This is a genomic window from Prosthecobacter sp. Pr1 (genome assembly GCF_057652315.1).
The window spans coordinates 154,008-167,502 of sequence record NZ_JBYFBS010000009.1; the positions used below are offsets into that span (position 1 = coordinate 154,008).

A 13,495-nucleotide genomic window follows, 5' to 3' on the forward strand; every position below is an offset into this window, starting at 1 on the left:
GAATCAGGCATCCTTCCTGCTTTGATTCGCAAGCTCCACCCAGCCATGTCCGAAACTCCCCCGCAAAACCTCCGCAACCTCGGCTTTCAACTTCTCGAAGACGACCTGCGCTACCTCATGGCGGCCTTTTCCGCCGTTCTCAAGCAGCTTGGGGAACCCGAACTGGCGGCCAGCCTGCCTTGGATCGGCACCGGGGTGCCGCAAAAGACGAACCGCTCGCTCGGACAGGCCTATTCCATCGCTTTTCAGCTGCTCAATGTCGTGGAGGAGCGGGCAGCCTCACAAATCCGACGTTTGCGGGAGAAAAAGAGCGGACCCGAGGCTGAAAAGGGCCTGTGGGCGGACAATTTGAAGCAACTGCAAACCCTCGGACTGAAGGAGGCCGACATCCTTGCGGCATTGCGTGATGTCTGCGTGGAGCCCGTGCTCACCGCCCATCCCACCGAGGCCAAGCGCGAGACGGTGCGCGAGCTGCACCGGGAGATCTACAGCCTCATGAACCGGCATGAGAACCCGGCCTACACGCCGCGCGAGCAGGCCCGCCTGCAAAGCCAGCTGCAGACCCAGCTCGAAAACCTCTGGCGCACCGGCGAAATTCACGTCACACGCCCAAGCATCGAGGCTGAGCTGCAAAACGCGCTGCATTATCTGCGCGATGTGTTTCCCGAGGCGCTCACCCGTGCGCACGTGCACCTGCGCGAAGCCTGGCAGGCTGCTGGGTATGATGTGACAGAGGTGGACTCCCTGCCGCCCCTGATCCGCTTTGGTTCCTGGATCGGTGGGGACCGCGACGGGCACCCATTCGTGACGGCGGATGTCACGCGCCATGCCTTGCAAGTCATGCGCAAGAACGCGTTGCGAGTGCAGCGTCGTGGGCTGGAAGCTCTCGCCTTTCATCTGCCGCTGAGTTCACTGTTCCAGATCACGCCACCGCAGCTCACGGAGCTGATCGCCGCCCTCACTGCGCAGCTCAAAACCGAGCCGGGCGTGGATCTTGCCAACATTCTGGAGCGCAACAAGGAGGAGCCGTGGCGCGCCGCTGTTTACCTCATGCACGCGAAGGTTGTGCTGGCCATCGAGAAGCCCGCTTCACCGGTCGCGTATGTGCAGCCGGAGGAACTGCGTGCTGACATTGATGTGCTCGCGCAGACCTTGCTCGATGTTGGTTCCAAGGCCGTCGTCGAGGAGCAGATCGTTCCATTCCGCCGCAATCTGACTGCTTTTGGTTTCCACTCCGCCGTGCTGGATGTGCGGCAGAATTCTGCGTTTCATGAGAAGGCGCTCGATCAACTCCTGCGTGCCGCAGGCCTGCTGGACGGTGGTTCCTTCATCGACTGGCCGATCGAGAAAAAGCGTGAACTGCTTGATCGTGAGCTCGCCTCTCCGCGTCCTTTCCTATCTCCTGGCATTTCTGCCGGACCTGAGGCGGACACGGTGCTGGACTGCTACCGCGTGCTGGCCGATCACCGCGCCAAGTATGGCAATGCGGGCCTCGGTTCTCTGATCATCTCGATGACACGCTGTGTCGAAGACATGCTCGTCGTTTTCCTTCTGGCGCGTGAAGCCGGGCTCATGGCCTGGAGCGAAGAAGGACTCGTGTGTCCCCTGCCCGTGGTGCCGTTGTTTGAAACGATGGGCGATCTCGAATCCGGCCCTGGCATTGTAGAGGCGTTTCTTTCGCATCCTGTGGCCAAGCGCAGTCTCCTCGCACAAAGCAAGGGCGGCACGCCAGTATTCCAGATGATGGTCGGCTACTCCGACTCCAACAAAGACTGCGGCATCGTGGCCAGCCAGTGCGCGCTGCATCGTGCGCAGCGTGAGCTTTCCACCACGATCCATCGGCATGGTGTGCGCCCGATCTTCTTCCATGGCCGTGGAGGCACCGTCGGACGTGGAGCGGGCCCCACACATTGGTTCATGGAGGCGCTGCCGCATGGTTCCCTCAGCGGCGGCATGCGCATGACTGAGCAGGGCGAGACCATCGCGCAAAAGTACGCGCACATTGGGTCCGCAGTTTACAATGCCGAGTTGCTCATGGCCTCCGCCACGGCGGCTACTGCACGCCATCGCTGCACCGAATCCAGCGCCCCGCCTGAACTAGAGCCGCTGTTTGACAAACTGGCAGCCGACAGCCGTGATGCGTATCGCGCCTTCCTGCATGCGCCGGACTTCATGAAGTTCTACCGACAGGCCACGCCGATCGATGCCCTGGAAAACTCCCGCATTGGCTCACGTCCGGCCCGCCGCACAGGACAGGCTTCGCTTGATGATCTGCGCGCCATTCCCTGGGTGTTTTCGTGGACGCAGTCACGCTTCTACCTTCCCGGCTGGTTCGGTGCTGGCAGCGCTCTGACCAAGCTCAAGACTGAAGATCCCAAAAGCTATGCCACCCTGGCCGCGGCGATTCCCGGCTCGGCCTTCCTACGCTACGTTCTCACGAACATCGAAAGCTCCCTCGTCAGCGCCAACACCGACCTCATGCGCGCCTACGCTGCTCTGGTGGAGGACACCGCCGTGCGAGATCGCTTTCTCGGCACCATCCTCGGCGAATACGAAGCCACCCGCGCCATCATCGATGACCTCTTCCAAGGCACCATTGAAGGCCGCCGCCCGCGCCTCGCCTACACGCTGAACATTCGCGAAGAACCGCTCAAGGTGCTGCACCACCAGCAGATCGCGCTACTGCGTGAATGGCGTGGACTCACCGCTGCCGGTAAAACCGAAGCTGCGGATGCGATGGTGTCGGACTTGCTGATTTCGATCAATGCGATTGCGTCGGGACTGAGGACGACGGGCTAAAACATGGCCTTGAAGTCTCAAGCTTCGCGCCGCGGTCATTTGGACCCGGCTGTCGGCATGGTCAGTTCCGGGATGTCCAGCGCCTGCAGCTCACGCCCGAACTGATCACTTTCCGAGACAACGAGAATCATTCCTTGGAGCACCGCAACGATGTCTGTCGCCCGGTTCAAAATAGCTAGTCTCCGGCTACCGTCCTCTGTTCCATCTGTGATCCAAACGTCTGTGCCCGAGTTTGAGTTCTTGCGTTGGAACAACACGCGGCCATCGGCCGTTGGGATCAGTTTGAAAATCTCTGCCTCTTCATTGCCAAGCACAATGTCGGTCACGAGGTGGGTCCCATTCTTGGTGCCGTCCGAGCACCAAAGCTCAAGACCATGCTTGCCGTCATCCATGACAAAGAAGAGCCGATCTCCGGCAACCACTGGGCTGGGATGAGGACCACTTGAAAAGGAGAAGGATGCCTCTTTATACGGATCGCTGTCATTAAGGGTCTTGGATCCTGCTGCCGTGCCATCACTGATCCACAAGCCGCAGCGTCGGGTGCGATCATAGGCAAGCATCATTCCAAGAACGCCCACACGACCGAACCAGAGCTGAGAAGTAGGATTGTCGGGCCACCACGATGCCACTTTGGCCACGGATTTCCCATCGGTGTGCCACAATTCCAATGGCTGCTTCCATTGACCGTTGGGCAGCATGAGTACTCCATTCGGCAGGGAGACGAATTGATTGAGGTCGCCATCATTATCAAAGACCGGCAGTCCCGGCAGCACCAGCTTTTTCAATCCGGAACGTGTGCCATCAATGCTCCAGATTGACTTCCCAAATAAGTCCAGTTTCAGCATGGAACCGTTCAGCATTGCGCCATCAGTATAGTCTTCCCAGCCGTCAAAAGGCACCGCAATGGTTTCCGTCACGCCCGTGTGGAGATTGAGTGCCACCAAACCATGCCCTTTATAGTCGCCATGAAGCGAGAGCACCAGACGGTCGCCGATCAGAAATGGTTTGGATTCATCACACACATCTTTGCCATCTTCAGAAATGGGTCGTGTTCCAACCTCGGTGCCGTCCGTCACCCAGATGCGGCTGCCTTTGCCAAGTTTTGCGTTAGGCCCTTGAAAGTACAAGCGGTTCTCAAACACAAAGGGGTTTTCGAAAATGGAACCGCGTTCCTGCCACGGAAAATCCTTGATGCGTCGTGTGCCTGCTGGGGTGCCATCTGAGCGATAGAGCGACACCGTTTTACCGCTCTGATCGGAGGCGGCGAAGAACCACGCCTGATTGTTCCACACAAAGAAATTCGTCAGGCCTGAGCCGTTCTGCCCCGGATTCAGGTCGGCGACCAAACGTAGCTTGGTGGGTTCAGCCGCAGTCACAACGGCAGCCACCATGATCCCAAGGCAAAGAAATGAGCGCCACATATACGGCAGAATAGCGAAGTCAGGCTGAGGGCGTCAATGCTTGAATTGATCTCAAGCTCTCCCGCGATACTCCCCCGGTGCCACGCCGACCCAGCGCTTGAACACCCGTGAGAAAATCGCGGCATTGGCGTAGCCGACGTTTGCGGCCACGACTTCGAGCTTGTCGTTTCCGGCTTCGAGGAAGCGGCGTGCCTGCTCCATGCGCAGGCAGGTAAGGTGCTGCATGGGGCTGCGGCCCAGTTCCTTCATGCAGAGGCGGCGCAGGTGCTCGGGGCTACAGTGACTGCGATGCGCCAGTTCGGCGAGTGTCCAGTCGCGCATGAGGTCCTTTTCCACATCCGCCCACAGTTTGGCCACGCGTGGTTCGCGACTGCGCCAGGGCTGGGCGATGCGGCGGATGGTGGCATGCAGCAGCTCCAGCCAGTGGTGCAGGATTCGCGGCTCGCGCTCCCCTTCCCACTCGGCGCGCACTCCATGGATGATGCGGGCAATTTCATCTGCGTGGGCCGTGGGCATCACGGGGGAAGCTGCGCCAACTACGGGTGTGACGAAACTCGGCTCGTCATAGCGAATCCACGCGAAACACCAGCGTTCACGACCTTTGGCCTCAAAGGCATTCAACACGCGTGGCGGCGCGAGGCACACCATGCCGGGCTTCACCCGCTGCCAGCGACCATCGAGCAAGATGGAGCCTTCGCCACTTACGCACGCGAGAACAAAACTGCCCGTCGGACTCATGCGCACGCGCCGGTAGGGAGGCAGCGCTTCATCAAGGCCAAAGCGTGCGATGCGGTGCGTGGTCATCTCCACGCACTCGCGGGCCTCCACCACCCAGCGCCGCGTGCGCGGACCGTCGAGGGTGGTTTCGGAGAGTTCGTGGTTCATGGGGGCATTACAGCGCGCCGCGCAGGATTGGCAAGGAGAGGCACTTGCCAAGTGCCGTCATGCGCTGAAACAGCTCGCATGCGACCAGGCAAGTCCCGCTCCTTGATTTGGCATGGCGCGCCGCCCAGGTGCATTTCAGGCATGACACCGTGCATGTCATCCTGCTAGCCTGCGTTTAACCAACCCGTTATTCCAACCTATGAAGCACCTGCTCTCTTTGCTCCTCCTCACCACCGCGCTCCATGCGGAGCCGATTTCCCTTTTTGACGGCAAGTCGCTCGATGGCTGGGACTATGATCCCAATATCTGGCGGGTGGAAGACGGCATGATCACCGGCGGCTCCACGACGGAGAAGATCAAGGAGAACCATTTCATCTGCACGAAGAAGAATTATCAAAATTTTGAGCTGAAGCTCAAGATCAAGGTCAGCGGTGATCCGAAGACCGGCATGCTCAACAGCGGGATTCAGATTCGCAGCCTGCGAGTACCTGGTGGTGCGCACATGACGGGGTATCAGGTGGATTGCGGTGCGGGCTGGTTTGGCAAAATTTATGATGAGTTCCGCCGCAACAAGGTCATCTGGGCACCCACGCCGGAGCAGCAGGCCGCGCTGGACAAGGCCATCGATGTCTTTGGCTGGAATGAATACCGCATCCGTGCTGAAGGGCCGCGCATTCAGACATGGATCAATGGCGTTCTTTGCATGGACTACACCGAAGTGGACAAGAACATCGCACTGGATGGCCTCATTGGACCGCAGGTGCATAGCGGTGGTGTCTGCCTCGTGCAGGTCAAGGACGTGACGATTGAAGAACTTCCCCCGACGCCGGGCGCGCCGACTTGGGAATCGCTCGGCGGCGTGGATGTCGCACGCAAACTCGTCGCCCCGACGCCAAAGCCGCAGGCGGATGCAGCAGCGGCGCCGAAGCGTGACATCAGCTACAACAACGTCCAGGGCACCGCTTTGTCCGCCGAGGAGCAGTTGAAGAAGTTCCATGTGCCGGAAGGCTACGAGATCGAACTCGTCGTCAAAGAAAGCGAAGGGCTGGGCAAATTCGTCAGCGTTTACTTTGATCAACGAGGGCGAATGTGGACGCAAACGGCGCTGGAGTACCCGGTGGATGCGAATGAAAACCCCGCCGCCGCAGAAGCGGTGTATGCGGCCCATGGCAAGGACAAGGTGGTCGTCTATCCGCGGGAGTCGGTCAATGGGCCGATTCCCGCGGGTGGACTCACCAATCCCACCGTCTTCGCCGACGGCCTCGCCATCCCGACAGGCATGCTGCCCTGGGGCAATGGCGACACGTGCTACGTGCAGCATGGGCATGACCTGAAGCTTTACAAGGACACCAATGGCGATGGCAAGGCGGACACGTTTGACGTCATCCTCACCGGCTTCGGCGTGCAGGACTCGCACCTTTTTCCGCATCAGTTCACCCGAGCCCCCGGCGGCTGGATCTGGATGGCGCAGGGCCTCTTCAACAACAGCAAGGTGCGCAAGCCCGGCAGCGATGTGGTCATTGATTACCCCAAGTGCGGGATGGCCCGCTGCAGGCCCGACGGCAGCGATTTTGAGATGACCAGTGTGGGCCCAAACAACATCTGGGGGCTCGTGATTACTGGCGAAGGTGAAACCTTCATTCAGGAAGCGAACGACTACGGCTACCCCATCATGCCCTTCCATGAGTATGCGTATTATCCCGGCGGCATGGAGGCCCTCAAGAAAAGCTACCAGCCCGACTTCCCACCTCAGGCGGAGTTCCGCATGGGCGGCACCGGATTGAGCGGTCTTGCATTGATTGAGAATGGCTCACTGCGTGCCCCCAAAGCGGCGCATACCATGGCCGTGGCGAATCCCATCACATCCAAGATTCAAACCCTCGGCATGCATCGCGATGGCGCGTACTGGAAGCTGGAGCAACTCCCCGACCTCATCACCTGCGATGATCCTTTCTTTCGCCCTGTAGGGCTTACCAATGGTCCCGACGGCTGCATCTACATCGTGGATTGGTACAACAAGATCATCTCCCACAACGAGGTGCCGCGCGCGCATCCGGATCGTGACAAAACGCGGGGGCGTATCTGGCGTGTAAAGCAAAAGGGGGCCAAAGCGGAAGTGGCCGACTTCACGAAGCTGAGCACTGAAGAACTCAATGCAGCACTGAAGGATGGCCCTGTTGGAAAAACTCAAATTGCCTGGCAAACTCTTAGTGATAGAAAAGAGCTGGCCGCGAACCACTGGGCGGCGTCTGAGTATGCTTATCCCCGTGAGAGCGTTCAGATCCGCGCTATCGGTCGTAATCTTTCCAATCAAAACATCGGCGAACTGCTCTCCTTCGCCAAACCCTCCCTCTCCGGACCGCTCGGCCAATCCTCCCGTGGGCCGAAACAGATTCCTGTGCGCGAGGCCTATGACCGCGAGTTCGAACGCTTCCTGGTGCGCATGTTCCTGGAACGGCATCCTGATGTCGTCGCGAAGTTTCTCGACTCCGAGGGTGCTTCGAAGCTGCCTGTGGAAGCCCGCGTGCTTGCCTCGCTTGCATTGGAACCGAAGACGAGCGCATCGCGTGTGGCAAAGCTGCTGCCGCATCTGGATCGTGCTCCGAATGATGAAGAGCTCCTCCGTCTCGCCCAGTTCCCGGCGGAAGCCGGAGTGGGCGATGCCCTCAAGGCGCTGCTGACGAATGAAAAGTCGCGCACGGTTGTTGCTGAGAAACTGCTCGCCCAGCGCACGAAGCTTGATGCGAAACAGATCGCGCCGTTGCTGACGGAAACGGCGAAAGGAATGATCGGGAGTGCTGATGGCTCTGTCCGCAACCTCGCTCTCCAGCTCATCGGCGGCTTCCAACTCGTCGATTTGGAAGACAGTCTTGTTCAGCCTTTGAAAATGGCGATCACCATCAGCGGAGGTGATCTCAGCATGGTGGTTGATTCAAAAGGCACGAAATCCAGTGATTCCAAAGACTTCATCGCTACGCTGCAAGTCTTGAAGGATTTACGCAGTGGCGCTGCAGATGTTTTCGTTTCGCTCGCCACGATTGGAAAACCCCAGGTGCGTGATGCGGCAGTCGAAGCCCTCGCCGCCTCGCGCGCGCCAGATGCCGCAGCCAAGCTCCTCACGCTTTATCCTTCGCTTCAGCCAGCGCAGCGCCGTGCGGCCCTGAACACTCTTGCCAGCACCAAGGCGGGCGCACAGACCATCGTGGCCGCGTTGCTCGATAAAACATTGCCGCAGGCGGATCTCGATGGCCCCACGGTTGAGAGGCTTGCCACCGTGCTCGGCAATGATCCTGCACTCGAAAAACTTCAGCAGCAACTCGGGGGCATCTTCCGAGAAGTGTTGCTGCTTGATGGGGAAGACACGGCTGTGGTGGATGCGAAGATCACGCTCGACGGGCCATTCACCGTCGAGGCCTGGGTGCGTCTCGCCGAAGGCATCAGCAATGCTGACAGCCTTCTGGGCACGCCCGGAGGCGTGGACATGAACTTCTTCGGTTCCAAGTTCCGCGTCTATGCCGGAGGAGAGCTGAAGGATGTCTGCGTGTCGACCAAGCCCATGACGCCCGATCTCTGGACGCACCTTGCGGTCACTCGCGATGACAAACACATCATCCGCATTTATCAAAATGGCGAACTGGATGCCACAGGCTCGAAGCCTGCGCCTGCCAAATGGGAGAACTGCAAGATGGGCTGGAGTGGGCCCAAGCAAGGCACGGAGGGTGTGATCACGGAGTTCCGCGTGTGGAAAACAGCGCGCAGTGCTCAAGAGATCCGCGCCACGTTTGACCGTATTGTCGTCCCGGCTTTAGCCGGTTCTGCTCTGGTCTTCTCTTCCACAGACCGGCTCAAGCCGGAACTGAAAAGCATCTTTGGCAAAGGCGCCCGCATCGCCAAAACCATCGACTCGCCACCGCTGCTCACCGAGGAGCAGGCAAAGGCGCTGGACACGAAGTTCGCCCGCTTCACCGCGCTCGCCCCCAAGGGCAACGCGGCCAATGGCAAAGTGCTCAGTGCGCTGTGCATGGCCTGCCATCAGATCGGCAGTGCGGGCGGCCAGATCGGCCCGAATCTCAGTGGAGCGGGGGCGATGGGCCTGGAGGCGGTGCTGCGTAATATTTTGACCCCGAATGCCGCCATGGAGCCGGGTTACCGGATCTACCGTGTGGAGATGAAAAACGGCGATCTCATTGATGCTTTTTTTGTGAGCGAGGACAAAGAAGCCGTCGTTATCCGCATGCCTGGGCTGCCCGACCGCCGACTGGACAAGAAGGAAATTCGCAGTACGAAATTTATCCGGCGTTCGCTGATGCCAGAGGGATTGCTCGATGCGCTGCAGGAGCAGCAGGTGGCGGATTTGCTGGCTTATTTGATGACGCTCAAGGGGTAGATTCGAAGAGCGGGACTACGCAAGGTCGCTCGTTGTACTTGGCAAGCGGCCATCCTTGGGATAATCGCAGCGATGCCGACTGCCACGAACGAACCCGCCACCAAACCTGCCGCGCCGGCAGATCTGGAAATCAAAGACGCCCAGCTCATCTTCAACCATGTCTGGAAGCAGCTGGAGGAGGAATATGGCCGCGAGAAGCTGCGGTTTCCGAAGGAGTTGATCCTGCTGGGCGGGGCGCCGGGGGCTGGCAAGGGTACGAACACGGACTTCATCCGCGAGGTGCGGGGCATCACGGCGCAACCGATTGTGGTCAGCGCGCTGCTCGACAGCCCGGAAGCGCAAAAGCTCAAAGCCCAGGGCGGCATGGTGGGCGACCGCGAGGTGGTAGGCATTCTTATTCGCAAGCTGCTCGAGCCTGAGCAGCAAAACGGCGCGATTCTTGACGGCTTTCCGCGCACCAAGGTGCAGGTGGAGTGCTTGAAGATGCTCTTTGATGAGATGATCCGCCTGCGCCGTGACTTTTCAGAGACACCTGACGCCGCGCATTTCAAGCAGCCCATTTTCCACATCATGGTGCTGTTTGTCGATGAGGCGGAAAGCATCGCCCGCCAGCTCAAGCGCGGCCAGGAGGTGCTGGCGCACAATGCTGAAGTCCGCAGCTCAGGCCTGGGCGAACTGTGGGAGGAGCGTGCCACGGATTTTGATCCTGCGCTGGCGCGCAATCGCTACCAGGTCTTCAAAGAGAAGACCTACGACGCGCTGGTCTCGCTGAAGGAGATCTTCCACTACCACTTCATCAATGCGCAGGCACCGCTGGAACTGGTGCAGGACAACATCATTCGTGAGCTTGAATACCAAAGCTCTCTCGAACTCGATCCGCGGACCTTCGACCAGTTGCGCGATCTGCCGCTGGCCAGCGAGATCGTGCGGCATGCACGGCAGGACCTCGTGCGCCGTCTCGATGGCTACAAGGTGGAAAAGCCGGAGCTCATGCAGGCGGTGGTGACTTTCATTCAGGACAAGATGATGCCGATCATCGTGCGGCATGCGATCTCCGGCCGTGCTGACATCAACACGGAGGACAAGCTTTTCCACGATCCCGAAGCACTGGCGATGCTCATCGACATCTTCTCCGAACGCGGCTACCACGCCACGGCGGACCTGCACCGTATCGAGATTCCGGAACGCTTTGATTTGCAGACTGGCCTGATTCAGTGCCGGAAGAAAAAGGTCTTCCGATTCCGCATCATCTTCAAGGGTTCCGAAATTCGGCGCGGGCAGTTCATGCCGTAAAGCGTGCTGTTTGAGGGTTGCGAGATCCCTGCGCTCCCTTTACACATCACGTCACATGTCAACCATCGTAGTTACTCAGAAGAATGGCGTCGCCTGCATCGGCGCTGACACGCTCAGCTGTCTCGGTTCGTTGAGGCAGAAGGCGCAGCACGTCGTCAACAAGACCAAGATCACCAAGATTGCGGACACTTTTATTGGGCTCACCGGCACCTCGGCGAGCCTGGTGGTGATGAACAGCTACTTTTCCAACCCAGACCGTCCGCGTGATTTCTCCTCCTGCGAGGCCATCTTTGAAACCTTCCGTCATTCGCACGCATGGCTGAAGGTGGAGTACTTCATGGCCGCCATGCCGGACAAAGGCGAGGAATTCGAGACCACACAGTTCTACGGACTGCTGGCCAACCCGCACGGTATCTTCGCCATTTATTCGTACCGCTCCGCGCAGCAGTTTCACAAATTCTGGGCCGCAGGCTCGGGCCGGGATTACGCCTTGGGCGCGATGCAGACGGCGTATGACAAATGCAAGACCGCCGAGGAAATCGCGCGCGCCGGGCTCGAAGCCGCCGCTGAGTTCGACAGCGCCACCAGTGCGCCCTTTGAAATTCACAGCGTGCCGCTGCTCTCCGCTGCGAAACCGAAAACCTCCCGCAAGAAATAGTCTCTTTCGTCTTTCTTCTCTCTTCTCCAACCATGAAGCGCCTCCTCCTCCCCTTCCTCGCTCTCAGCGCCGCCCTTGCCGATGGCCCCAAGGACAATCAAGCCGAAAACGTGCGTCCGGTGCCACCTCCTGGCGTGGACGTGCCTGATGCGGATCGTGGCCGGCTCACGGAAGGTTTGAAAAAACTCCGCACCGCCATCGATGACGCCACCAAGGCGCAGGCTAAGAATCCGCAGCTCGCGGATCTGCTGCCTGACATTGAGATCTACCACAAGGCGGTCGATTGGGCGCTGCGCTACAATGAGGTGCACAAGCTGGGTGAGCTCAAGAGCGCGGATGAAATCATCGCCGAAGGCCTGCAACGTGCCGAACAGTTCAAAGCGGGTCAGGCACCGTGGACGAAGCAGAAGGGGCTGGTGGTGCGCGCTTACCGCTCGAAGATTGATGGCTCGGTGCAGCCCTACGGCATGGTGATTCCTGAGAGCTATGTGGGCGCCCCGGTGCGCATGGACATCTGGTGTCATGGTCGTGGCGAGACTCTCAGCGAGCTGGCCTTCCTGGATCAGCGGCGCAAGCAGGTCGGACAGATCACCCCCAAAGGTGCGCTGGTGCTGCACGCCTACGGTCGTTACTGCTGTGCGAACAAGTTCGCGGGAGAGATCGATCTGATCGAAGCCATTGATCATGCTTCCAAGTTCTATGCCGTCGATGAAGATCGCATCATCGTGCGCGGCTTCAGCATGGGCGGCGCGGCGGCATGGCAGTTTGCAGTGAATTACGCGGACAAATGGTGCGCGGCGAATCCAGGTGCCGGCTTTGCCGAGACTCCCGAATTCCTTGGCGGCTTTCAGAACGAAGATGTGAGCGGCGCCCCCTGGTATCAGCAGAAGCTCTGGCACTGGTATAATGCCACCGACAATGCCCTGAATCTGGAAAACTGCCCCACCGTGGCCTACAGCGGCGAGATCGACAAACAGAAGCAGGCTGCCGACATGATGGAAAAAGCCCTGCGTGGCGAGAACGTGGATCTTCTGCACATCATTGGCCCACAGACGGGGCACAAGATTCATCCGGACTCGCTTGTCGAAATCGAGAAGCGCCTTGCCAGCATCGCAGCCGTGGGGCGCAACCGCATGCCGAAGGAAATTCATCTTTCCACCTGGTTCCTGCGGTACAACCACATGTTCTGGGTCACGGTGGACGCCTTGGAAGAACATTGGGTGCGCGGTCGCATTCATGCGCGCATCACCGGCCCGTCTGAGATCATGATCAAGCTGCAGAACATCAGCGCCTTCACGCTCGACATGCCTTCCGGCACCTGCCCCATGCCCCTGCTCTTCAAGCCGGTGGTCAGCATCGACGGCCAGCTTCTTGAAGTGACCCGCCCGAAACTGGACCGCTCATGGCTGGTGCATTTCCAGATGAAGAACGGCAAGTGGACGCAGACGCTGGACAACGAAGGTGATGGCAAATTGGTCAAGAAGCACGGCCTCGAAGGACCGATCGACGACGCCTTCATGGACAAGTTCCTGTTTGTGAAACCCACCAAGGCTGGAGCCAGCGAGAAGGTGGACGCCTGGGCCAAGGCGGAGCTTGAACGCGCGCAGTTTGAATGGCGCCGTCAGTTCCGTGGCGATGCGCCGACGAAGGATGACACCGCCATCAGCGATGCCGACATCGCCGCGAACAACCTCGTGCTCTGGGGCGACCCGCAGAGCAATACCGTTCTGGCCAAGATCGCTGACAAGCTGCCGATCCAGTGGTCCAAGGACAAGCTCGTGGCGAATGGCAAGACCTACGATGCCGCGACGAATGCCCCCGTGCTCATCTACCCAAATCCGCTCAACCCTGCGAAGTATGTGGTGATCAACAGTGGCTTCACCTACCGCGAATACGATTACCTCAACAACGCCCGTCAGGTGGCCAAGCTGCCCGACTGGGCGGTGATCGACCTCACCAAGCCCAAGACCAGCCAGGCCCCCGGTGGCATCAGCGATGCGGGATTCTTCGGTGAGAGCTGGGAGTGGAAAGCCGCCCCTGTGAAGAAGTAGG

General features: G+C 59.4%; 7 protein-coding genes. 5 read left to right on the forward strand and 2 right to left on the reverse strand.

Annotation, left to right across the window (positions count from 1 at the left end; genetic code table 11):
- Positions 1–45: 45 nt before the first annotated feature.
- Positions 46–2,799 (forward strand): phosphoenolpyruvate carboxylase, encoded by a 2,754-nt coding sequence (locus AC24GY_RS16195; protein WP_487685101.1) that lies wholly within the window; start codon positions 46–48, stop codon positions 2,797–2,799.
- A 35-nt stretch (positions 2,800–2,834) separates the two neighbouring features.
- On the opposite strand, the gene AC24GY_RS16200 is transcribed toward AC24GY_RS16195, so the two are convergent.
- Together AC24GY_RS16200 and AC24GY_RS16205 are read right to left on the reverse strand one after the other, a co-directional pair.
- On the reverse strand, positions 2,835–4,220 hold the full coding sequence (locus AC24GY_RS16200) for a hypothetical protein (RefSeq protein WP_487685104.1): 1,386 nt from the start codon (positions 4,218–4,220) through the stop codon (positions 2,835–2,837).
- A 51-nt stretch (positions 4,221–4,271) separates the two neighbouring features.
- Positions 4,272–5,105 carry an AraC family transcriptional regulator gene (locus tag AC24GY_RS16205; protein ID WP_487685107.1) on the reverse strand — a complete coding sequence of 278 codons (834 nt, stop codon included), beginning with the start codon at positions 5,103–5,105 and terminating at the stop codon, positions 4,272–4,274.
- Positions 5,106–5,304: 199 nt separating this feature from the next.
- Here AC24GY_RS16205 and AC24GY_RS16210 point away from each other — a divergent pair, with 199 nt between their 5' ends.
- The 4 genes from AC24GY_RS16210 to AC24GY_RS16225 all read left to right on the forward strand — a co-directional run bounded on the left by AC24GY_RS16210 (position 5,305) and on the right by AC24GY_RS16225 (position 13,494).
- Positions 5,305–9,492: a DUF7133 domain-containing protein gene (locus tag AC24GY_RS16210; protein ID WP_487685110.1), complete on the forward strand. Its 4,188-nt coding sequence runs from the start codon at positions 5,305–5,307 to the stop codon at positions 9,490–9,492.
- Between the two features lie 72 nt (positions 9,493–9,564).
- Positions 9,565–10,785 carry a nucleoside/nucleotide kinase family protein gene (locus AC24GY_RS16215; protein WP_487685113.1) on the forward strand — a complete coding sequence of 407 codons (1,221 nt, stop codon included), beginning with the start codon at positions 9,565–9,567 and terminating at the stop codon, positions 10,783–10,785.
- 55 nt (positions 10,786–10,840) lie between these two features.
- A complete protein-coding gene (locus tag AC24GY_RS16220; protein WP_487685116.1) occupies positions 10,841–11,443 on the forward strand; it encodes an Ntn hydrolase family protein in 603 nt (200 codons plus the stop codon).
- A 32-nt stretch (positions 11,444–11,475) separates the two neighbouring features.
- Positions 11,476–13,494: a prolyl oligopeptidase family serine peptidase gene (locus tag AC24GY_RS16225; protein ID WP_487685119.1), complete on the forward strand. Its 2,019-nt coding sequence runs from the start codon at positions 11,476–11,478 to the stop codon at positions 13,492–13,494.
- Position 13,495 lies beyond the last annotated feature (1 nt).